Origin of the sequence: Parapusillimonas granuli (assembly GCF_013416525.1) — a bacterium.
GTDB classification, from domain to species: domain Bacteria; phylum Pseudomonadota; class Gammaproteobacteria; order Burkholderiales; family Burkholderiaceae_B; genus Parapusillimonas; species Parapusillimonas granuli.
Genome location: NZ_JACCEM010000001.1, coordinates 309,590 through 333,123, shown reverse-complemented (window position 1 = coordinate 333,123; position 23,534 = coordinate 309,590). Strand labels below are relative to the sequence as shown.

Genomic DNA, 23,534 nt, shown 5'->3' with positions numbered 1-23,534 from the left:
GCGTTTTCGCCCTGCCCGGACCGTAATGGCGGCCCTTGCCGCCTTCGCCGTGATGCACGGCAGCGTCCGGGGCGAGCCATGGGCGCCGGCCGCCGACCATGCCGCGGGCGCCGGCCATCAGCTCAGCCTGGAGCAGCTGGGGGCGCAATACCCCTTCCAGCTGAAAGGCGTGGACGCGAGCGCCGGCGCGTATTTCGATGTCCGGGCCGACGAGGTCGTGACCCAGGCGCGGCTCAAGCTGGGCTACACCTATTCGCCCGCGTTGATCAGCGAACTCTCGCACATCAACGTGCTGCTGAACGACGTCGTGGCCGCCTCCCTGCCCGTGCCGCGGGCCGATGCCGGCAAATTCCAGCAGCGGACCATCGAACTGCCCGCCCACCTCGTGACGGAATCGAATCGGCTGCGCCTGCAGCTGATCGGGCACTACACGCTCGAATGCGAAGACCCGCTCCATTCCAGCCTGTGGGCCAACATCAGCAACAAGAGCACGCTGGAACTGGCGGTGGAACGCATCGTCCTGCCCGACGACTTGTCCATGCTGCCCTTGCCGTTTTTCGATCACCGCGACCAGCGCCGGCTGGAGCTTCCGTTCGTGTTCTCCGGCGTGGACGCGGCCACCCTCGAAGCGGCGGGTACCGTCGCTTCCTGGTTCGGCGCCCTGGCCGGCTACCGCGGCGCAAGCTTCCCGGTGCGCCTGGACGGCGGGCTGCCGGCAAAGGGCAATGCGGTGGCGTTCGGCCTGTCGCCCGCGAAGACGCCCGGGCCGACGCTCAGGATCGCGCCCAATCCCAATGATCCGTATGGCAAGATCCTGTATGTGCAGGGCCGGGACGGCGGCGAGCTGAAGCGCGCCGCCAGGGCGCTGAGCCTGGGCTACGATGCGCTCGTCGGGCCGGAAGCGGCCATCACGCAGCTCGATGAGCTGCAGCCCCGCAAGCCGTACGATGCGCCCAACTGGCTGCGCACGGACCGGCCCGTGAAGTTCGGCGAGCTCGTGTCCATGCGGACGCTGGAGGCGCCGGGCTACCGGTCCGAGACGATACGCATCCCGCTGCGCCTGCCCCCGGATCTTTTCGGCTGGCGCGCGCCGCCCGTGCCCATGGACCTGCGCTATCGCTATTCCCCGCAGGCGGGCGTCGTCGATTCGACGCTGCTGTTCGACGTCAATGAGGGCTTCCTGCGGTCCTTTCCGCTGCTGTCAGTGGCCCAGCTCGCCGAACGCGGCTGGGCCGAAAAGTCGGTCTTCAAAGAGCTGCTGCCCGTGCGCGTCCCGGTGGAGGTTCCGCTCGAGCGCCTGATGCGCCGTTCCGAGCTGCAGTACCGGTTCATGTACGACTACATCAAGGAGGGAGAGTGCCGCGACGTCCTGATCGACAACGTCCGGGGGCGGATCGATCCCGAGTCGTCCATAGACTTGCGCGGCTACCCGCATTTTCTTCCCATGCCGGACCTCGCCGCGTTCAGCGACAGCGGCTTTCCCTTCACCCGCATGGCCGACCTGTCGGAAACGGGCGTCGTGTTCCAGGCCAAGCCGGCGGTCCAGGACATCGCCACCTACCTGACGCTCATGGGGCGCTTCGGCGAATCGACCGGTCATCCCGCCACCGCCGTCAGCGTTGCGTTCGGCAAGCAGGGCCTGGAATTCGCCGACAAGGACCTCGTCGTGATCTCGTCCGGCAATCAATCGTGGCTGGCGCAGTTCGGCGAACAGGTTCCCGCCATGCTGGACGGCGCGAGAAAAAGATTCGACACCTCCGACCTCCAATACCGCGCGCGCGACTGGATGACGCCGGATCCGCGCGACGTCGAGCGGCCCGTCAAATCGGACCTGCGCTATGACAGCGCGGGATTCAACGCCATATTCGCCGGCTTCGAGTCCCCGCTCCGGAAAGGCCGCAGCGTCGTGCTGATCTCGGCGGGCAATGCCGAAGCGCAGCGATACGCCGCGGACGCCTTGCTGGGCGGGGAAGGCTACGAGCAAAAGATCCAGGGCAGTCTGGTCGTGGTGCACGAAAAGCGCATCAGTCCCCTGGTGGCCGAGTACACCTATGCCGTGGGCAGCCTGGGTCCGCTGCGCCGCCTGGAATGGACGATCGCCCAGTACTGGCCCGGCGTGCCGCCCTTGCGCAATGCGGCCGTGGCCGCGGGGGCGCTGCTGGCCGTCGCGCTGTTGCTATGGCTGCGCAAGCGATTGAAAGGCAAACGCCGTACTGAAGGCGCATGAGGCGCATGATGATGAAACGACTGATGTCCGTCTGGCTCTGCTCGCTGGCGCTGCTGGCGCCGCTGCCGGCTGCCGCCGCGGCGGCCTGCAAGGCGTCGGACTGGCCCTTGTGGGAACTGTTCAAGAAGCATTTCGTGCAGGACAGCGGGCGCGTGCTGGACGCCAGCACCAAAATGCAGCACAGCTCGTCCGAGGGGCAATCCTACGGGATGTTCTTTGCGCTGGTGGCGGGCGATGACAAGACCTTCGACGCGATCTGGCGCTGGTCGGTGGACAACCTGGCGGGCGGCGACATGTCGCAGCGCTTGCCAGCCTGGATCTGGGGGGTGGACGACGACAAGAACTGGCGCGTGCTGGATGCCAATTCCGCGTCGGACGGCGACCTCTGGTTCGCTTACGCCTTGCTCGAAGCCGGCCGCCTCTGGAGCCGGCCCGACTACACACGCTCCGCCCATGCGCTGCTGCGCCTGATCGAAGCGCAGGAAGTCCTGGACGTGCCGGGCCTGGGGCGGATGCTGCTGCCCGGCAAGGAAGGCTTCGTCACGCCCGGCAAGGAATGGCGCTTCAACCCCAGCTATCTGCCGATTCCCCTGCTGCGCCGCCTGGAGCTCGAATTCCCGGCCGGGCCCTGGAAGGAGATCGCCGGCAACACGGCCAAGATGCTGGCGCGGGTCACGCCCTACGGGCTCGCGCCCGACTGGACGGCGTATCGCGCCCAGGACGGCGGCAACGGCGCGTTCGGGCCCGATCCCGCGAAGGGCGCGGAGGGCAGCTACGACGCCATACGCAACTACCTTTGGGCGGGCATGACGCCGATGGCCGATCCCCTGTTCCGCGCCATGATGATTTCACTGGACGGCATGGCTTTCTTGACGCGCGACAAGGGCGCGCCCCCGGAAAAGGTCGACACTCTGACCGGCCGCGCGACGGGAGAAGGCCCCTTCGGTTTTTCGGCGGCCCTGGTCCCTTATTTCAAAGCGTCCGGCGAGCCGGCGCCGGCCCAGCTGCAAAAGCAGCGCGCCGAATCCATGCTGCGCGCAAGCCTGGCGAAGGAAGGCGTCCAGCCCCCTTATTACGATTTTGTACTGAGCCTCTTCGGCCTGGGCTGGGTCGATCAATATTATGATTTCCGCCCGGACGGAACTTTATCTTTACCGTGGGAGAAGGCATGTCTCGATATTCCAGCCAACTGATTTTGGGCGTGTTGGCCGCGGCGCTGCACTCCGCCGGATGGGCGCAGGCGGACGCCGGCAAGACATTGATTGAACAAGGCAAGTTCTGGCAGGAGCGCCATGACACGCAACGGGCGACCGAAGCCTGGAACAAACTGCTGCTGATCAGCCCGGACAATCCGGCCGCGCTGTACGGCCTGGCCACGCTGGACATCCGGGCCAAGCGCCTGGACAGCGCCAGGGCATATCTGCAGAGGCTGCGCGCGGCGCATCCCGACAGCGCGCTGGTGGCGCGGCTCGAACAGGAACTGTTGCTGCACACCGACGGCAAGGCCGTGGTGCTCGAGCAGGCCCGCAAGGAGGCCGCCACCGGCAAGGTCGAATCGGCCGTCGGAAAATACCAGGACGTACTGCAGGGCACGGCGCCCCAGGGGCCTCTGGGACGTGAATACTACACCATGCTGGGCTATACGGCGGGCGGGCTGCCCGAAGCCATCGCCGGCCTGCGCCGCCTGGCCCGGGAGTCGCCCAACGACGCCCAGACCGCGCTGGCGCTGGCCCGTCATCTGGCCCGCAACGAACCCACCCGCCTGGAAGGGATACGCAAGCTGTCCGAACTGTCCGCCCACCCCGAGCTGGGCAACGACGCGAAGAAAAGCTGGCGCGAAGCGCTGGTCTGGGTCGGCCCTCCGGGGCCGGAAGCTCGGCCGCTGTTCCAGGACTACCTGAGGCGCAATCCCGGCGATGCGGCCATCAAGGAGCAGCTGGACAAAGGGGTCGCGCTGGCCGCCGCCAGGGCGCCCCGCGCCGCCGCTCCGTGGCGGCATCGCACGGACGCCGCCATGCGCCTCATCGAAAGCGGGCGGCTGGCGCAGGCCGAGGCGGAGCTGCAGGCGGTGCTGGCCGAACATCCCAACGACAGCGAGGCCCTGGGCGGCCTGGGTCTGATCCGCATGCGCCAGAAAGACTGGGCCCAGGCCAACGAGCTCCTGGCGCGGGCCAGCAAGGCCAATCCGACGGGCTGGCGCAACCCGCGCAATATGGTGGAATACTGGCATGCGGTGGATCGCGCCTCCAGCATGCGGCGCGCGGGCGACGTCGCGGGCGCGCGCAAGGTGCTGGCGCAGGCGGAAAAGCTCGCGCCCAAGGAGGTCGCGGCCGAAACCCTGCTGGCGGACATGCTGGCCGACGAAGGCAAGTTCGCCCAGGCGGAAAAAGCCTACCGGAACGCATTGCGGCGCCGGCCCGGGGACCCGGAAGCCACGCGCGGGCTGATCACCGTGCTGGCGCAGGGCAACAAGCCGGACGAGGCGCGCAAGATCGTGCAGGGCATGTCGCCCGCCGCGCTGGAGCAGGCCGGCGGGGTGGCCCGCATGCGTGGCGTGTACGCGGCCGGCCAGGCGAAAGCGGCGCTGGCCGCGGGCAACTACGCGTCGGCCCAGGCCGCGCTGGAAGAGGCTCTGCAAAGCGATCCGTCCAACCCCTGGGTGCGGCTGGAACTCGCCCGGCTGTATCAGCGCAGCGGATACCAGAAAGAAGCGAACGGGCTGATGCAAGGCATCCTGGTCTCGGATCCCAACAACGCCGAGGCCTTGTATGCCTCGGCCGTCTATGCGGGTGAAAGCCGCGACTGGGCCGCCGCCTACAACGCGCTGGCGCGCGTGCCCCAGCCGCAGCGCACCCAGGCCATGGCCGATCTGTACCAGCGAGCCGCGCAGCACCTCCATATCCGGCAGGCGGTGGACATGGCGGCCCAGGGCCGGCGGGCCGAGGCGGTGAGCATGCTCATGCACGTCGAAGCCAACAGCGGCGGCAACCTGGATACGCTCGGCGCACTGGCCGAAGCCTATGCCGACATCGGCGACCCGGGCCGCGCCCTTGCGCTGCTGCGTCCCTTGCGAGCGGACGGCAAGGCCCAGAACGTGGATGGTTCGCTGTTGTACGCCGGCGTGCTGCTCAGGACCAACCAGATGGTCGAAGCGTCCGGGCTCATCCGCCATCTGGAAAGCCAGGCGCTGACGCCCGAGCAGCGCGGCCGCCTGGACGAGCTGTCCGCCGGCTTCATGGTGCGCCAGGCCGACGCGCTGCGCGAGCGGGGCGACCTGGTGTCCGCCTACGACGCGATCGCGCCGGTCTTGCAACGAAACCCGCAGCACCGCGAGGCGACCGAGGCGCTGGCCAGGATGTACGCCGCCGCCGGGCAAGGCAGGCAGGCGCTGGAACTATACGAAAAGCTGCTGCTGTCCAACCAGAGCGACGCCCTGCTGCATCTGAACGCGGCGCAGGCGGCCCAGCAGGTCAAGGAATACGCCTACGCCCTGAAAGAGGCGGAAACCGCCGTTTCGCTTGCGCCGGACCAGTCGGAAATCCTCGCCGGCGCGGCGCGGATCTACCGCAGCCAGGGCAAGACCAAAGAAGCGGCGCAATTGCTGGAGCGCGCGGTCGCCTATCAGGGCCGGCCAGCGGGCGCGTTCGCGCTGCCGGCCTCGGCGGGCGCCGGCACGGCCGGTTCGCTGAACCCGTTCGTGGGCATGCCGGGGCAGAAAAAAGCGTCCGCGCTCGATACGCCGGCGCTGTACAACACCTTGGTCCCGACGACGCCCCTGGTGGCCGGCGCGCCGGCCTACCTTCCCGCGGGCGGCGCCGTTCCGGTTGCGAGCCCGCCCCCCGCTGCGGCGGGGTACGCACCCATACCGCTGCCGCCGCCGATCCCGGTCCAGGCGGGCGTGCCGCCGGCCGCGAGCTATCTGTCGGGCGGCGCGGCGCCGGCCGCCGCTCCCTATCCCGCGCCCTATCCGGCTGCGGCTCCAGCGCCCTATCCGGCCGCTGCGGCGCCCTACCCGGCACCTTATCCGGCGCCTCAATTCGCCGCGCCGCAGTTCGCCGCGCAGGCGCCGGCGCCGGCCCGGGGATCGACGCTGGCGCAGGAACTGGCCGATCTGCAGCAGCAGCAAAGCGCGACCGCCGCCATCGGCACCCAGTTCCGGACGAGATCCGGGGATGCGGGCATGGGCAAATTGACGGAAACCCAGGTGCCGCTGGAAATCAAGTTTCCGGCGGGCGACGGCAAAGTCACCTTCAATGCGACGCCCGTGGTCCTCAACGCGGGCGGGCTGGGATACGACCTGTATTCGCGCGCGACCTACGGCGGCGGACCCGCCGTCATGGCCGCGGCGGGGCCCGGCAGCAACAAGGCGACCGGCGTCGGCCTGTCGATCGGCTATGAGCGCGATGGCTTGAAGCTGGATGCGGGCGCGACGCCGCTCGGATTCCAGTACAAGACCTTCACCGGCGGGGTATTGCTGAGCGGGACCATGGACGAGCAGCGCAGCGTGGCGTACCGGCTGGATGTGTCGCGGCGGCCCGTCACCGACAGCCTGACCTCCTTCGCTGGCACCGAGGATCCGCGCACGGGCATGCAGTGGGGCGGCGTCACGGCCACGGGCGCGCGCGCCACCCTGTCGAAAGACTGGGGCGGCGCGGGAGTCTACGGCTCCGCCGCCTGGCATGGCTTGCGCGGCCACAACGTGGAAGACAACCACCGGACGGAATTCAACGCCGGCACCTTCTTCCGCGTGGTGGACGATCCCGATTCCAAGCTCATGATGGGCGTGAACCTGAATGCCACCTACTTCAACAAGAACCAGGGGCACTACACCTACGGCCATGGCGGCTATTTCAGCCCCAAGAGCTTCTATGCGCTGAGCCTGCCCGTGACCTGGGCCCAGCGCAGCGGCAAGCTGACCTACCGCCTGGACGGCGCGCTGGGCCTGCAGCATTTCAAGCAGAGCGACGCCGACATGTTCCCCACCGATGCGGGGCTGCAGGCGGGCGCGGTGAATGCGCTCGCCAGCGCGGCATCGCCGGAGCTGGGCGGCCTGAGCGGCGGCATATACAAGGGTGAAAGCAAGACGGGCCTGGGATACAACCTGCGCGCCTCGGCGGAATATCGCGTCACGCCGCAGCTGGTCATGGGCGCGACGATAGGCGCGGACAACGCCAGCGACTACAGCCAGTGGGCCGGCGGGCTGTACATGCGCTATTACTTCGAGCCGCAGACTCGCCTGATGGAACTGCCGGTCGAGCCCTTCAGCTCTCCGTACGGGGCGACGTATGGCCGCTAGTCCACGCCGCGCCGCGCTTCGGGCCTTGCTGGCCGGCTGCCTCGCGGCCCTGCCGACGGTCGCCGCCGCGCAGGCGCCGGCGGCCGCTCACGCCCCGGCGCGGGCGGATCAGGCCCCGGATTACCGGATGACGCTGGAGCAGCTGGGGGCGCGCCACCCGTTCACCCTGCGCGGCGTGGACGGCAGCGATAGCGTCACCTTCAACCTGCGGGCCGACGAGGTGGCGACCGGAGCGAAGCTGAGGCTGGAGTACGCCTATTCACCGGCGCTGCTGGGCGATCTTTCCGCCATCAACATCTTGCTCAACAACGGCGTCGCCGCGTCCATCCCCCTGGAGCGCGAACACGCCGGCAAGCATCTCAGGCGCGAAATCCCCCTGCCGCCCTATCTCGTGACGGATTCCAATGAGCTGCGCTTGCAGCTGATCGGGCATTACACCCTGGAGTGCGAGGATCCGCTGCATTCCAGCTTGTGGGCGAACATCGGCAACCAGAGCGAACTGCACATATCGGTGGAGCGGCTGGACCTGCCCAATGATCTGGCCATGCTGCCCTTGCCGTTCGTGGATCCGCGCGACGAGCGCAGGCTGCGCCTGCCTTTCGTATTCCTCGCCGGGCCTACCGCCGCTTCCCTGGAGGCGGCCGGCATGGTGGCTTCCTGGCTGGGCAGCCTGGCGGGCGAGCGCGGGGCCGCTTTCCCCGTATCCGATCGCGGCGTGCTGCCGCCCGGGGGCAACGCGGTGGTGTTCATCAAGCGCGGCCAGAACTTCACGGGCGCCGGCGCCCCGGAGCCGGACGGCCCGGCCTTGGCCGTGGTTGCGCATCCCGGCGACAAGAAAGGCAAGCTGCTGCTGGTGATGGGGCGGGACGACGCGGAACTGAAGCAGGCCGCCATGGCCCTGGCGCTGTCCGCGGATGCCTTGTCGGGGCCCACGGCCCCGGTCGGGCGGATGGACGCGCCGGCGCCCCGCCGGCCGTACGACGCGCCAAGATGGCTGCGCACCGACGGCCCCGTCCGGTTCGGGGAATTGATCGCCGAGGGCAAGCTGTCCGTCAAGGGCCATACCGGCGGGCCGGTCACGATACCGCTGCGGGTGCCGCCGGACCTGTTCGGCTGGGGCGCCAAGCCCGTGCCCATGGACTTGCGGTACTGGTACACCCCGCGGGAATCGCGCATGAAATCCACGCTGCTGGTCGGCAACGACGACAGGTTTCTGCGGTCCTTCAACCTGCCGCCGGCGCAAGAGCTGGACGGGCGGGAAGAACGGATGGCGGGAGACACGGCCGCCGGTACCATGGTGAAGCAGCAGGCCCATGTCGAGATACCACTGCCCCTGCTGCTTGCACGCTCGGATCTCCGGTTCACCTACGAGTTCGACTACGTGAAGGAAGGCGAGTGCCGCGACATCCTGCTCGATGACATGTACGGCCGCATCGATCCGGACTCGACCATAGACCTTTCCGGCTATCCGCATTACATGCCCATGCCCAATCTCGAGGCGTTCGGCGAAAGCGGCTTCCCGTTCACGCGCCTGGCCGATCTGTCGCAGACCGCGGTCGTGTTCGCTGAAAACCCCACGGTCCATGACATTTCGGCCTACCTGGCCGCCATGGGCAAGTTCGGCGAATCGACCGGCCATCCGGCCACGGCGGTCACGGTCGCATTCGGCGCGAAGGGCCTGGCGCAGCCCGGCAAGGATTTGCTGGTCATCGCGTCCGGCGACCAGCGCTGGCTGGACGGTTGGCGCGCCCACATGCCGGCCGCGCAAGGCCGCGGCGCCCAGCATGTCAGCATGGCCGACGCCGAGAACAAACGGCTGGACTGGACGCCGCTGGATCCGCGCAGTGCGCAGCGCGAGCGCCGAGCGGCGCTGTCGTATGCCGGCGATGGCTCCAGCGCGGTCTTCATGGGATTCGAATCCCCCGTGGAAAAAGGGCGCAGCGTAGTCCTGATCTCCAGCGCGAAACCGGAGGGGCTGGCGCTCGCGCAGCAGGCGCTGCTCAAGGAGCCGGGCTACGAAAAGCCGATCCAGGGCAGTCTGGCGGTGATCCGCGACAGGCAGGTCAACATCCTGGCGCAAGAGCATAGCTACTCGGTGGGCGAATTGAGCCTGTGGCGGCGCATTCAATGGAAATTGGCGCAGTACTGGCCGGAGCTGGCCGACATATTCTGACGACGACCGGGACGATCCAGGAAACCGATTTGAAAAACATGCCCGCTATCTTTCGCTTCATGGCCGTCTGCCTGCTGAGCGCGCTGATTCCCGTTTCCGCGCTCGCGCAGCAGGAGCTGCGCGGCACGCTGCTGGAGCAGGGCCGGTATTGGCGGGCCCAGGGCGACGCCGTGCGCGAAGCCGAGGCATGGAACAAGCTTTTGCTCGCCAGTCCAGGCGACGCCGATGCCCTGTACGGCCTGGCCGGCATCGCGATCAAGGCCGGCCGTCCGGACCAGGCCAGGGATTATCTGAAACGGCTGACGGCGGCCCATCCCGGCAGCCGGCTGGTGGACCAGCTCGAGCAGGACATCGTGCTGGGCACCGGCGGCCGCGCCGCCGTTCTCGAAGAGGCCAGGCTGCTCGCGGCCTCGGGAGAACTGGAGCAGGCCCTGCCCAAATACCGGGACGCCCTGGGCGGCGAGCGCCCGGTGGGCGATGTCGGGCGCGAATACTATTCCTACCTGGGATACACCGATGGCGGGCTGCCGGACGCCATAGACGGGTTGCGCCGGCTGGAACAGAAGGCGCCCGACGACCCCCAGGTGGCCCTGGCGCTGGCCAGGCACTTGGCACGCAACGAGGCGACGCGCCTGGACGGAATCCGGCGCCTGTCCCGCCTGGCGGCGCGGGCCGACATCGGCAGCGATGCCGCTGAAAGCTGGCGCGACGCCCTGACATGGCTGGGGCCGCCCCGGTCGGAAGCCTGGCCCTTGTTCGAAGAATATCTGGCAAGAAACCCCGGCGACTCCGAAATCCGGCAGCAGCTTGCCAAGGGGCGGGACATGACGCGCGTCACCGCCAAGGCCGCCAAGCCGGATCCTTTGCGCGCCCGCGCGGACGCCGCCATGAAGCTGCTGGAAACAGGCGACCTGCCTGCGGCGGAGGCGGAGTTCAGGGCGGTCCTCGCCAAAAGACCCGACGACAGCGAGGCATTGGGCGGCCTGGGCGTGATACGGCTGAAGCAGCAGGACTGGGAGCAGGCGCGCGACCTCTTGTCCCGTGCGCGCAAGGGCAATCCGAAGGCCTGGCAGGCTTCCTTGCGTGTCGCGGAATACTGGCTGCTGATCCGGCAGGCCGAAGCGTCGCGCCAGGCGTCCGATTTCGACGGCGCGCGGAAATCGCTGAAGCAGGCGCGGCGGCTGCTGCCCGACGAGACGGCGGCGGACGCCATGGAAGCGGACATGCTGGCCGAAGAGGGCGGGCTCGTGATGGCGGAAACGCTGTATCGCCGTGTGCTGGCGCGGCGCGCGGACGACGCCGGCGCCTTGCGCGGGCTGGTGGGCGTGCTGGCGCGGCAAGGCAGGACCGCCGAGGCGCAGGAATTGATCGCGAACGCCTCGCCCGCCGCGATCCGGCGGGCGGACGGCTTGTCGAGCCTGCAGGCGGCATACGCCCTGGGCCTGGCCAAGGCGGCCGGCCGGATCGGCGACCCTGCGCACGCCCGCGCCGCGCTCGAAGAGGCGCTGCGGAACGATCCGTCCAATACCTGGATACGGCTGGAACTGGCCGGGTCCCATATGCGGGCGAAGCAGGAGCAACAGGCGCGCCGCCTGATCGACGAGGTGCTGGCGGCCAAGCCGGACGATCCGGGCGCGCTGTATGCCAGCGCCACGCTGTACGCCCAGGGCGATCATGTCCAGGAGGCGCTGGACGCCCTGGCGCGCATTCCCGCGGGATACGAGGCCGGCAAAGTCGGCGCCCTGCGCCTGGCGATGACGCAAAAGCGCTTGCTGCGGCAGGCCGCCGCGTCGAGCCGCGAGGGGCGCAAGGCCGAGGCCATGGCCTACCTGGCGCGGCTGCGGGAAAGCGCGGCGGGCTCCTTCGACATGCTCGGTGCCGTCGCCCAGGCCTATGCGGACATGGGCGAAACCGCGGAGGCGCTGTCCGTGTTGCGTTCCATGCGCCCCGCGGGCGCGGCCCAGAATGCCGACGCATCCCTGCTGTATGCGGGCATTTTGCTGCGCACGGGGCAAGATGCCGAGGCCGCCGCGGTGTTGCGGCAGCTTGGCGGCCAGGCCTTGACCGGCGCGCAGCAAGAGGGGTTTGAAGAATTGAAGGCGGTGTACAGCATCCGGCAGGCGGAGGCCTTGCGCGCGCGCGGCGAACTGGCCGCCGCCTACGACCTGGTCGCCCCCGTGCTGGCGCGCTATCCCGACAACGTCGACGCCCAGGCGGCGCTGGCCCGGATGTACGCCGCGGCCGGACGCAACGAGGAAGCGCTGGAACTCTATAAAAAGGTGCTGGAGGCCAGGCCCGGGGACGCGCAGCTGCACCTGAGCGCCGCCCAGCTGGCCCAGCAGCTCGACGATACGCGCTATGCGGCAAAGGAAGCCGCCATCGCCGTGGAACTCGCGCCCGACCAGGTCGACATCCTGGCCGGCGCCGCGCGCATTTACCGGGCCCAAGGCAAGAACGGCCAGGCGGTCAGCCTGCTCAAGAAGGCGGTCGCCCTGCAGGAAAAAGGCGCCAAGCCGGCGGGGGGCGCTGCGCCGCTCGCCGGGCAGGGCAACCCCTTCGCGAGCGATCCGCGCCGTCCTTCCTACGCCGTTCCGCATGGGCGCTGAACCATTTTCTCATCAGGAGCAAATCAAATGCTGACTTCCGTTCTGGCGGGGCTATCCATACTGATCATCGGCGACAGCCACCTGACCACGCCGCACTACTTGATCGAGAGCCTGCACATGGGCCTGGTGGAGCAGGGCGCCAAGGTGCATACCCTGGGCGTATGCGGGACGAACGCGGGGGACTGGCTGCAGGCCGTGCCGGGAACCTGCGGCGCCGCGGAGCGCGTGGGCGCCGAAAAAACCAAGCTGCTGGGCCGCAACGGGCCGACCCGGCCCATCGGCGGCCTGCTGGCCGCGGAAAAGCCCGACCTGCTGGTCATCGTCATGGGCGATGCCATGGCGGGCTACGACAAGCCGGCATTTCCCAAGGCCTGGGCCTGGCAGCAGATCGGCGGCCTCACCAAGGCCATAGGCAAGACCGGAACGGCTTGCGTATGGGTCGGCCCGGCCTGGGGAACGGAAGGAGGCAAATACAAGAAGACGTTCGCGCGGGTCGAGCAGATGTCGGCATTCCTGGCTTCCAACGTCGCTCCTTGCGACTACATCGATTCCCTCAAGTTCTCGAAGCCGGGAGAATGGGCGACGACGGACGGGCAGCACTTCACCGCGTCGGGCTACCAGGCCTGGGGCAAGGCGATCACCAAGGCGATCGCCGCCGCCCCGGCCGTCAAGGCGCTGGAAAAGAAATGAAGCGCCTCCGCTCATCCGGCGCCCTCGGTCTGCTGCTGTGGCTGGGCCTGGCGGGCCAGGGGCGGGCCGTCGACCTCTATCCCACGGGCCCCGCCGAAGACGCGGCCTTCGTGCGGTTCGTCAATGCGGGCCCGGACCGGCTCCAGATCGCGCCCAAGGGCGGCGGCGCGCCGGTGGCGCTCGATGCGCCCAAGCAGGCCACCCCGTATTATCCGGTGGCAGCCGGCGGCGACATCACGGGCAGGCTCGCGTCCGACGGCGCCGGGCAGGACATCGCCTTGAAGGCCGCCGCGGGGGAATTCATCACGGTGGTGGCCGGCGCCGGGCAAGCGCCGGGCATTGTCGTGTCCGTCCTGCGCGAGCAGCCCGAGGACTTCACGGCGGTCAAAGCCTCCGTGGCTTTCTACAACATGAATGCCGGGTGCTCGCCCGCCGCCGTGCAGGTGGCCGGCCGCAAGGTCTTCCTGTTTGAATCGGTCGCGCCGGACGCGATGGCGCGGCGGCTGGTCAATCCCGTGAAGCTGGCGCTACAGCTGGTGTGCGGCGGCGCGCCGGTGGGCGACCCCCTGGAGCTGGGGCGGCTGGAGGCCGGCGAACGCTACAGCGTTTTCCTGGCGCCGGGGGATCCCGCCGCGCGCTTCTTCGCCGTCAAGGACGAAGTGGCGAACTAGATCCAGATGGTCTTTACCTCTTTAGAGTTCCTGACTCTTTTCCTGCCGCTGTTCTTTATCGTGTATGCGGCGGCCCCGCGCTCGTGGCGCAACGGCGTGCTGCTGCTGTTCAGCTGGATCTTCTACGGGTGGTGGAGCCCGGCGTACCTGCTGCTTTTCATCGGCCTGATCGTGCTGTCCTGGGCGGGCGGGCTGGCCCTTGGGGCGGCGGCCATGCGCCGCTGGAGCAAAGCCTGGCTGGCCCTGCTGATCGCCGTCAATGCCTCGGTGCTGTTCTGGTTCAAATACGCCAACGTGGTGGTGGAAACCTATAGCCACGCGAGCATGCTGGCGGGCGCCATGCCTCTGGAATGGCAGCGGGTGGCGCTGCCCATCGGCCTGTCCTTCATCATCCTGCAGGCCATTTCCTACCTGGTGGACGTCTATCGCGGGCAAGTCCGGCCGCAGCGCAGCTTCATCGATTACGGCGCTTATCTATCGATGTTCGGGCAACTGATCGCCGGACCCATCCTGCGCTATGAGTGGGTGCGGCGCGAGCTGGCCGACCGCAGCCTGAACTGGAGCGATTTCTCGCTGGGCGCCCGCCGCTTCATGGTGGGCATGAGCATGAAGGTGCTGGTTGCCGACACCCTGTCGCCCATCGTGGACACGGCTTTTTCCTTGCCGGACCCCGGTTTCCTGGATGCGTGGATGGGATGCGGCGCCTATTCCCTGCAGCTGTTCTTTGATTTCGCGGGATATAGCGCCATGGCGATAGGCCTGGGCCAGATGCTGGGCTTCCACTTCCCAGAGAACTTCAATCATCCCTATCTGGCGGCGAGCATCCAGGATTTCTGGCGGCGCTGGCATATTTCCCTGTCGGGCTGGATCCGCGACTACCTGTACGTGCCGCTGGGGGGGAACCGGCTGGGCACGGGCCGGACCTATTTCAACCTGATGGTGACCATGGCCATCGCGGGCATGTGGCATGGCAGCGACAACTGGAATTTCCTGCTGTGGGGCATCGCCCACGGGCTGGCGCTGTGCGCCGCCCGGGCATGGCGGACCCGCGCCATGCCGCCGATTCCAGGCTGGCTTTCCAGGGCCGCCACCCTGCTCTTCGTGTGCATGGCCTGGGTCGTGTTCCGGGCGCCGGATTTCCAGACGGCCCTGTCCCTGTACGCGGCTCAGCTCGGCATGCGCGGGCTGGAGATGGGCGACGCCCTGCGCGTGGCATTGCAGCCGTCGCACTGCCTGGCGGCATGGCTGGGGCTGGCTTGCATCCTGGCGCCGGCGCTCCCGCGCCGGTTTTTCGAACGGCTGCCGGCAGCCTTGCGGGCGGCGTTTTCGCTATGGCCTCTGGCCGGTTTCCTGCTGTCTTTTGCGCTGATCGTCAGCCGGGGCGCCGTACCCTTTCTTTATTTCCAATTCTGAACAGGACGGCGACGGTCATGGCGAACACGGCTTCAGGGGACGGAATGGAAAAGGCGGGCCGCCTGCCGGGGCTTCTGTTCCTGCTCGTCATGCTGGTGGGGGCGGCCTCGCTGGTCTACGCCCTGGCGTCCGGCCGGGTGGCGCTGCCGCAAGCGGCATCGACGCGCGCCTTCATGGACGGGGAGACGGCGCGGGAAGTATCGGAGCAGCTGGCGGAAGCGCCGTTTCCCAAGTTCATGGCGCAGCTGGAGCGCGGCGCGGGTTGGCTGCTCATGGGCAACCTGGGGCCGCGCGTGCGCGAGGGCTGCTCCGGGTGGCTGTTCCTGGCGGATGAGCTGGCGGTCCATCCCCGGGCGCGGCAAGACGGCCGGTCGAGGCTGCGCGCCGCGGCCGCCGTGAACCGGCGGCTGGCGGCGCAAGGCGTGGAGCTGCTGCTGGTGCTGGTGCCCGACAAAAGCCGCAGCCAGCATGAACAGCTTTGCGGCCTTTACCGGCCCGCCGCATTCCACGGACGCCTGCGTTCATGGGCGGAGGACGCATCCGCGGCCGGGCTGCGCGTGTTGAATCTCGAGGCCGTGCTGGGGCATCAGGCGCGGCAGGCCGATGCGCCCGCGCCCTTCCTCAGGACCGACACGCACTGGAGCGAAACGGGCGCGGAACTGGCGGCGCGGCACATCGCCGCGGCCGTCGCAAGCTTGCGAGTGGAGGTCCAGCCGCAGCGGCAATACAGCATGGAGCGCGGCCGGCCGTCCCGGCGGGAAGGCGACCTGGTCCGGCTGGCGGGCGTGGACTGGCTGCCGCCCGAACTGCAGCCCGCGCCGGAGTGGGCGTCGCGCGTGACGCTGCGAGAGGCGGGGCCCGCATCCGGCATGGCGGCCGGCGTGCCGCAAGAGGCGCCAGAGAAGCAAGAACCTGAAGAGGACGACGGGGCGGATTTGTTCGGCGACGAGGGACTGCCCAATATCGCCTTGATCGGAACCTCGTTCTCCCGCACTTCTTCTTTCCTGCCGTACCTGGACGCCGCGCTGGAAACCCGGGTCACCAGCTTCGCCCGTGACGGCGGCGACTTCTGGGCGGCGGCCAGATACTATTTCTCCAGTCCCTCGTTCCTGGAAACGCCGCCTCGCGTGCTGATCTGGGAAATTCCCGAAAGAGTCCTGGAAATGCCCTTGCGGGGCGAAGAATGCGCCTGGCTGGCGGGGCTGCTCGGCCCGGACGCCGGCGGCGCTTTGGAATGTACTGTCAAGTAATGTACATTTTGTCGCCGATCATGCACATTTTGCATTGATCAACGCTAAAATTGCGCTGCATCAAACACTGCGGTCATCCAGCCACGCAGCCTAATCAGCCTGCGCATGATGCACCTCCGCATTCATGCTGTGCGTGTTATTTCCGGACAATATGGCTATACATACAGGGGAACAGGGCCCCGGCTGCCATCTGGCGATCGCCGACCTGCCCATAGAGCTCGGTCGTCTTCGCAAAGGCGAGGCATACTGGATCGCGTTCGCCCGCGAGGCCGACAGCGCCGCCATGATCATGCAGGTCCTGCGCGGCGCCGATCCCGATGCACGAGCCGCCATGATCTGTTCCGCCGATCCCACCGGCCTGCTTGCCGCCTTGCCGGATGACCAAGGCCCGGCGGACCTGCGCACCTACCGGCTGTCGGGCGAGCCGCAGCGCGCCCTGCGCGCCCTGACCAAAGACCTGGACCGCAGCCTGCGTCCGCGCGACCGCGTCATCATCATGCGGTTGTCGATCGACTATTTTTCCGCGGTGGACGGACAACTGGAAGCCCTGCTGGAACGCTGGCGCGCGTGGCTGCAAGGCAACGGCTGTGTGCTGCTGGTCATGACTTATGGCGAACAGGCCATGAAAGCGGTGAGGGGGTTGTTGCGGCTTAGCAACGTGCTGTCCGGCCTGGCCACGCTGCAGCCGTCGGGTTCCGGATATGCCTATACGGTGTTGCACTGGCGCAACAGCCTGGATGCCGTCGGCCTGACGGAGCTGCAACTGGCGTGGAGCCCCCAAGGCTACGCGGTATCGCAGCAAAGGGCGCCGTCCCCGGCGGCCGGCAACGACCGCGCCCGCTTCCTGTTCGAGCGCGTGGTGCTGGAAGGCGCCCCCATTTTCATGGCCGACGACTGGCACGTCTTCGACAGCGCCGCCGAACTGGCGGACCAGGCGGGGCGGGCCACGGCCGCCACGGTGGTCTTCGGCCTGAAGTCGGGCGCCGACCTGCCCGCCCTAGCCAGGGCCTTGCACGTCCTGCGCAAGCAGCGCGGTCCGGCGCTCAAGCTGGTCGTCCGGGAAATGGCCAGGACGTTGCGCTACCAGGACGAGCAACTGCTGCTGTCCTGTGGCGCGACGCTCATCGTGCCCGCCGACACGCCCTTGCCGCGCTTCCTCAGCTTGCTCGAAAGCGTGCAGGGCAAGCTGTACGCGCGGGAGCTGGCCGAGGACCCCGAAGCGCTGATCGAACGCAGCCGCGCCACGAGATTGCGCGGAATCATCGGGGCTGACCTGTTCCTGGATTATCTCGGACATATGCTGGAACAGCGCGAGGCGGCCTCCGCCACCGGTGTCCTGGTGGCGCTGGTCCCGGTGCCGGGCCTGACCCCGGCGCTGGCCATGGGGCAGCTGCAGCTCAGGCGCTTCGGCGATGTCGCCTGCGAACTGGGCGGCATGGTCTACCTGTTCCTGTTCGGCTGCCATCCGAATTTGGTCGAGGTGGCGCTGGGCAATGTGTTCGGCCTGCCCTACGGCGAGATTTTTTCCGATCACGCGGCCTACGTGACCGTCGACCAGCTCGACGCCGAGCGCTGGCACATGGTGCGCCTGCTCGCGGCGCGTGAAACCCGGGCGCCGGCGCTGGACGCGGATGCCGCGGCCAGCGCCGAGGCCTCGGAACCGACAACGAAAGATTTGCCCGCCGCCATGGAAGGCGGCGGGCGCAAGCCTCGCCTGATGGCGTTGCCTTTGGATGAGTGGAGCTCATGATAGGTGATCTGGTTTGGTGGAAGTATGTGGCGCTGGCCGTCCTCTTCGGGGCGGCGCTGGGCATCGTGCTGCGTCTGTTCATGCGGGACGTCATCGCTTGGCTGGATTTGTGGGTCCTGCCCGCCCGCCACCTGAAAAAGTGCGGCGTGCGCCGCCGGGCGTCCGGTCAACGATAGCCATCGGGATATTGGATGTTAAGAAGAGAACGAGTCACGCCCGCCGCGGCTGCCGGGGCGACCGGCTCATGGCGGGGCCTGGGGCTGTGGAACCTGTATTTTGCCGGCAAGCTCCTGCTTTACTGGACGGGCGCGCTGAATTTCCACGCCTTCTACAACCTGCTGCTGGCGTCGGTCCTGCTGGCGCCGCTGCCGCCGCTGTGGCTGCACCGGCTCCGCCACATCGTGGCCATACCCTTCGGCGTGGCCCTGCTCTACTACGACTCCTGGCTGCCGCCGTTCAGCCGCCTGCTGGCGCAGCCGGAGGTGCTGAATTTTTCCCCCGCCTACTTGCTGGAATTGATGGGGCGATTCATCAACTGGGACATGGTCGGCGGGGGCTTCATCCTGCTGGTCGCCTACCTGTTCCTGAACCAATGGCTGCGGCTCACCGTGTTCAGCATGGGTGCGCTGGTGCTGGTCGCGCTGTCGGGCATCGTCACGCTGCCGGCCCTGCCCTGGGACCGGCCCCAGGTGCCGCAAGCGGCGCAAGCGCAGGCGCAGCCGGCGCCGGGCGCGGACGCGGGGCGCATTCCGGCCGGCTCCGCCGCCGCGCCGGCGGGCAAGCCGACCAATGAGCAGCTCAATCTGGCGCTGCAGGCCTTCTACGACGAGGAAAAACCCAGGCGCACGGAGTTCCCGGCATCGAATACGGCGGCGCCCTTCGACGTGCTGCTGATCAACATCTGTTCCTTGTCCTGGGACGACCTGAAGCAGAGCGGGCTGGAATCGCATCCGCTGTTCACCAACATGGATCTGATTTTCGACGATTTCAACACCGCCACGGCCTATAGCGGCCCGGCCGTGCTGAGGCTGATGCGCGCCAGTTGCGGCCAGCCGGCGCACTCGGCGCTGTACCAGCCGGCGCCCGAACAGTGCTATCTGATGGAGAATCTGTGGCGGCTCGGCTTCGAGACCAAGACGGCGCTCAACCACAATGGCGAATTCCAGGGCTTCCTGGATGAAATCACCGCCGGCGGGCGCTTCCCCAAGCCCTACATTCCCACGGAAATGCGCCCTTCCATGACCGGCTTCGACGGCTCGCCCATCTGGGACGATCTGGATACCCTGGGGCGCTGGTGGAAGGCGCGCGAAGCCTCGGGCGCCGAGCGCACCGCGCTGCTGTACAACACGATCAGCCTGCACGACGGCAACCGCGAGGCGACCGCCGACGGCGGCGGCCGGTCGTCCCCCTTCCACAACCGCGCCCAGAGGCTGCTGGACGAACTCGACACCTTCATCGGCCAGCTGGAGAAAACCGGCCGGCCGGTCGTGCTGGTGTTCGTCCCGGAGCACGGGGCCGCGCTCAAGGGCGACCGGATGCAGATCGCCGGCATGCGCGAGATTCCCACCCCCGACATCACGCACGTGCCGGTGGGCGTGCGCGTGATCGGCGCGAAAGGGCGGGGCGAGGCTCGGGAACCCCGGCGCATACAGGGGCCGACCAGCTATATGGCCGTGTCGGAGCTGCTGGCGCGCATGATCGCCCAGGACGTGTACGCCCAGGAAAAAATAGACTGGGGGGCGCTCACCGCCGACCTGCCTCAGACCAAGCCGGTTTCCGAGAACGAAGGGACCGTCCTGATGCCTTATGGCAACGTGCCTTACGTGCGCCTGGGCAATCGCAACTGGATCGAATACCCACGATAGGGGCCGGCTCATCATGAACGACACGCCCGATCTCTCGCCGCTTGGGTTGCAGGCCGACGACATCGCCTCGCTCAAGAAGCACCTGGCCGAAGGCCGGTTCGATTATGTGGACGTGGCCGCCGCGCGGACGCACCAGGAGGCGCTGAGCCGCTGGCCCCTGCTGGCGGAAACGCACGCCTGGGAGCCGCCGCCGGCCGACGCGGCGTCCGCGCCGGCGGACGCGCCGACCGGCGGCGCAAACGGAGAGCGGCCTTGAAAGTGATCAGCGCCTGGGGCTTGCGTGGCGGCGTGGGCAACACGAGCGTGCTCGCCATGCTCGGCGATGCGCTGCACGCCATGGGCGAGCGGGTGCTGCTGGTCGATTTGAACCGCTCCGACATGCTGCGCCTGCATTTCAACATCCCGTTCTCGGACCGCCACGGCTGGGCCGCCGCCCGCCTTGCGCAGCGACCCTGGAACGAGCAGGCCTATTTTCTTGAAGAAGGCTTGTGGGTGCTTCCGCACGGCGGGGATGCCCGGCATGGCGGCCCGCCGCCGGACGCCGACGCGTTCTGGTGCTCGGCGGTCGACAGGCTGGCGGCGCGATTCTCCTGGGTATTGTTGGATCTGCCCGCGGGCGGCGGCGAGTTTCCCCGATTGCGCGCGCGGTCCGACCTGGACCTGCTGGTGAGCACCGCGGACGCGGGCTGCCATGTCCTGCTGGCGCAGGCCGGCTTGGCGCCGGCGACGCGCATGTTCGTCAGCGCCTTCGATCCCAGCCGCCAGCTCTGCCGGGACCTCTTGCTGGACTGGCGGCACCGCTACGGGCCGCGCCTGCTGCCCGTGCTCATGCACAAGGATGAAGCGGTCCACGAAGCGCTGGCGCAAAAGACCAACGCGCATGCGCGCTTCCCGGACAGCGCGGCCGCCGGCGATGCCCGCGCCCTGGCGACCTGGTGCCTGGCTTGGCGGGGGGCCGGCGCATGAGCGGCATGGCGTCCTTTTTCCTGACGTCCAGGGCCGTCCAGGGCCTGGCGGCCATCCATCGCGAGGCCTGCGACGAGCGGAAAATGGGCGCCTGGACGGCATCCGCCTACACCGTGCTGGTGATCCTGGCGCGCGTCTTCCTGAGGCTCGAGGGCCCGGCCTGGCGGCGTGTGCGCGTGGAATACGGCCCCTGGTTCCATCACCTTTCCAGCCGTCCCTATAAACCCGCGGATCCGCTGCGCTATGTGCTGCAGGCGGCATGGGTGCTGTTCACCGTGCCGCCTCATGAGCAGGGCGCCCCGTTCTGGCGGCTGAGCGCGCGGGCCGCCTGGCGCGGCTGCGCCGCAAGACTGCTGGCGCTGCGCGGCCGCTTCATCGCCCAGCTGCGGCAGGCGCCCGAGGAGCTGCGCGAAACGCCGCTGGCGCGCAATGCCGAAAAGACGCTGGGAAGCATGAGCGGGAATGCACGCCGGGTGCTGTACGCCGCCCTGGCCTGCCTGGCGGCGGCGCTGACCGTCTTGCTGGTCACGCAGCCCTTCACTCTGTTTGCGCAATTTCTGTTCGTGGTGCTGTTGTGGGGCCTGGCGATGGCCGTGCGCCGGATTCCCGGCCAGTTCTCGACCTTCATGCTCATCGTGCTGTCGCTGACGGTGTCCTGCCGCTACATATGGTGGCGCTACACGTCGACGCTGAACATGCGCGACACCATGGACCTGGTGTTCGGCGCATTGCTGCTGGCGGCCGAAACCTATTCATGGATAGTGCTGGTTCTGGGCTATGTGCAGACCGCCATGCCGCTCAAGCGCCCGCCCGCCGAGCTGCCCAAGGACACCGCGTCCTGGCCGACGGTCGACCTGATGATCCCGACCTACAACGAAGACCTGAGCGTGGTGGCGCCCACGGTGTATGCGGCGCTGGGCATGGACTGGCCCAAGGACAAGCTGCGCATCCACCTGCTGGACGACGGCCGGCGCGAGGCGTTCCGCGCTTTCGCCGAAGAGGTCGGCATCCATTACATCATTCGGCCCGACGGTCGCCATGCCAAGGCGGGCAACCTGAACCATGCCCTGGGCAAGACGGACGGCGAACTCATCGCCATTTTCGATTGCGATCACATTCCCACCCGCTCCTTCCTGCAGATGACCGTGGGCTGGTTCCTGCGGGACCCCAAGCTGGCGTTGGTGCAGACGCCCCACCACTTCTTCTCGCCCGATCCGTTCGAGCGCAACCTGGGGCATTTCGGCACGCAGCCGAACGAGAACACCTTGTTCTACGGCCTGGTCCAGGACGGCAACGATTTGTGGAACGCCGCTTTCTTCTGCGGCTCCTGCGCGGTGCTGCGCCGCACGGCGCTGGAGTCCATAGGCGGGTTCGCCGTCGAAACCGTCACGGAGGACGCGCACACCGCGCTGCGCCTGCATCGCCACGGCTACAACTCGGCCTATCTGCGCATACCGCAGGCGGCCGGCCTGGCCACCGAAAGCCTATCCGCCCACATCGGCCAGCGCATACGCTGGGCCCGCGGGATGGTGCAGATCTTCCGCACCGACAATCCGATGTTCGGCAAGGGGCTGAGCCTGTTCCAGCGGCTGTGCTACGTGAACGCCATGCTGCATTTCCTGTCCGGCATCCCCCGCATCATCTACCTGACCGCCCCGCTGGCCTTCCTGCTGGCGCATGCCTACATCGTCTACGCGCCCGCGGTCGCCATATTGCTCAATGTCGTGCCCCACATGGTGCATGCCGGCCTGACCAATGCGCATACCCAGGGTCCCTACCGCCGGACCTTCTGGGGGGAAATCTATGAGACCGTGCTGGCGTGGTATATCGCCCGCCCCACCACGGTGGCGCTGTTCGCGCCACGCAAGGGCTCGTTCAACGTGACGGCCAAGGGCGGCCTGGTGGAGCAGCAGTACTTCGACTGGTCGATCTCCCATCCCTATGTCTGGCTGGCGCTGGCCAACCTCGCGGGGCTGGGCTTCGGCGTCTGGCGGCTGGCCACCGGGCCCACGCACGAGATCCTGACCGTGCTGATCACCATGGCCTGGGTGCTCTACAACCTGGTGATACTGGGCGGCGCCATCGCCGTTGCCGCGGAAGTCAGGCAGATACGGCAAAGCCATCGTGTGCCGGCTTCTTTGCCGGCCCATCTGCAGCTGGCCGACGGGCATGTGTTTCCCGCCGTCCTGACGGACTTTTCCGGCGGCGGCGCCGGGCTCACCCTGAAAAGCCATCGGCGCATCGGCCGGGGCGACGCCGTGAACCTGCTGCTCGCCCGCGGCGAGCAGCGCTTCAGCTTTCCCGGCAAGGTCGGGCGCAGCATCGGGAACAGCATTGGAATCGAGTTCGACCCGATGACGCAGAAGCAGCAGATCGACTTCGTGCAATGCACGTTCGCGCGAGCCGATTCCTGGCTGGCCTGGCAGGACCGGTTCACCCCGGATCGGCCGCTGCATGGCCTGCGCGATATCGTGATCATGGGCTTCGGCGGCTACAAGCGCCTTGCCGAGCACTTGCCCTTTCCTTTGAGTGCCGTATTGAATGGCGCCATCGAGCTGGTGAACTGGACGATCTCGTTCCTGCCGCGCCGGCGGCCGGCCACCCATTCTCTTAACCATATGGTTTGA

At 68.0% G+C, this 23,534-nt stretch carries 15 protein-coding genes; all 15 read left to right on the top strand.

What is annotated here, in order from left to right:
- Positions 1–25: 25 nt before the first annotated feature.
- The 15 genes from bcsB (H0A72_RS01575) to bcsA all read left to right on the top strand — a co-directional run bounded on the left by bcsB (H0A72_RS01575) (position 26) and on the right by bcsA (position 23,534).
- Entirely contained in the window at positions 26–2,227 is a 2,202-nt protein-coding gene (bcsB, locus tag H0A72_RS01575; RefSeq protein WP_246436992.1) for a cellulose biosynthesis cyclic di-GMP-binding regulatory protein BcsB, read from the top strand.
- 5 nt (positions 2,228–2,232) lie between these two features.
- Complete coding sequence (gene bcsZ, locus H0A72_RS01570; RefSeq protein ID WP_246436991.1) at positions 2,233–3,420, top strand: cellulose synthase complex periplasmic endoglucanase BcsZ; 1,188 nt, start codon at positions 2,233–2,235, stop codon at positions 3,418–3,420.
- Positions 3,396–7,523 carry a cellulose biosynthesis protein BcsC gene (locus H0A72_RS01565; protein WP_180153189.1) on the top strand — a complete coding sequence of 1,376 codons (4,128 nt, stop codon included), beginning with the start codon at positions 3,396–3,398 and terminating at the stop codon, positions 7,521–7,523. The genes bcsZ and H0A72_RS01565 overlap by 25 nt, the downstream gene beginning before the upstream one ends.
- Complete coding sequence (gene bcsB, locus H0A72_RS01560) at positions 7,513–9,696, top strand: cellulose biosynthesis cyclic di-GMP-binding regulatory protein BcsB (RefSeq protein ID WP_180153187.1); 2,184 nt, start codon at positions 7,513–7,515, stop codon at positions 9,694–9,696. Before H0A72_RS01565 ends, bcsB (H0A72_RS01560) begins: the two co-directional genes overlap by 11 nt.
- A gap of 38 nt (positions 9,697–9,734) precedes the next feature.
- Positions 9,735–12,302: a tetratricopeptide repeat protein gene (locus tag H0A72_RS01555; RefSeq protein ID WP_180153185.1), complete on the top strand. Its 2,568-nt coding sequence runs from the start codon at positions 9,735–9,737 to the stop codon at positions 12,300–12,302.
- A 27-nt stretch (positions 12,303–12,329) separates the two neighbouring features.
- Positions 12,330–12,992: an SGNH/GDSL hydrolase family protein gene (locus H0A72_RS01550; protein WP_180153183.1), complete on the top strand. Its 663-nt coding sequence runs from the start codon at positions 12,330–12,332 to the stop codon at positions 12,990–12,992.
- The gene (locus H0A72_RS01545; RefSeq protein ID WP_180153181.1) at positions 12,989–13,663 is read left to right on the top strand and encodes an alginate O-acetyltransferase AlgF; all 675 of its coding nucleotides are present in this window, start codon (positions 12,989–12,991) and stop codon (positions 13,661–13,663) included. The genes H0A72_RS01550 and H0A72_RS01545 overlap by 4 nt, the downstream gene beginning before the upstream one ends.
- 6 nt (positions 13,664–13,669) lie before the next feature.
- Positions 13,670–15,076, top strand: coding sequence for an MBOAT family O-acyltransferase (locus tag H0A72_RS01540; protein WP_180153179.1), 1,407 nt, complete (start codon positions 13,670–13,672; stop codon positions 15,074–15,076).
- 17 nt (positions 15,077–15,093) lie between these two features.
- A complete protein-coding gene (locus H0A72_RS01535; protein WP_184157599.1) occupies positions 15,094–16,326 on the top strand; it encodes an alginate O-acetyltransferase AlgX-related protein in 1,233 nt (410 codons plus the stop codon).
- Between the two features lie 151 nt (positions 16,327–16,477).
- Complete coding sequence (locus H0A72_RS01530; protein WP_180153175.1) at positions 16,478–18,076, top strand: BcsE family c-di-GMP-binding protein; 1,599 nt, start codon at positions 16,478–16,480, stop codon at positions 18,074–18,076.
- The gene (locus tag H0A72_RS01525; protein WP_180153173.1) at positions 18,073–18,252 is read left to right on the top strand and encodes a cellulose biosynthesis protein BcsF; all 180 of its coding nucleotides are present in this window, start codon (positions 18,073–18,075) and stop codon (positions 18,250–18,252) included. The genes H0A72_RS01530 and H0A72_RS01525 overlap by 4 nt, the downstream gene beginning before the upstream one ends.
- 15 nt (positions 18,253–18,267) lie before the next feature.
- On the top strand, positions 18,268–19,941 hold the full coding sequence (bcsG, locus tag H0A72_RS01520; protein ID WP_180153171.1) for a cellulose biosynthesis protein BcsG: 1,674 nt from the start codon (positions 18,268–18,270) through the stop codon (positions 19,939–19,941).
- A 13-nt stretch (positions 19,942–19,954) separates the two neighbouring features.
- Entirely contained in the window at positions 19,955–20,197 is a 243-nt protein-coding gene (gene bcsR / locus H0A72_RS01515) for a cellulose biosynthesis protein BcsR (RefSeq protein WP_180153169.1), read from the top strand.
- 2 nt (positions 20,198–20,199) lie between these two features.
- Positions 20,200–20,907, top strand: coding sequence for a cellulose biosynthesis protein BcsQ (gene bcsQ / locus H0A72_RS01510; protein ID WP_343060216.1), 708 nt, complete (start codon positions 20,200–20,202; stop codon positions 20,905–20,907).
- A gap of 5 nt (positions 20,908–20,912) precedes the next feature.
- A complete protein-coding gene (gene bcsA, locus H0A72_RS01505) occupies positions 20,913–23,534 on the top strand; it encodes a UDP-forming cellulose synthase catalytic subunit (protein ID WP_180153165.1) in 2,622 nt (873 codons plus the stop codon).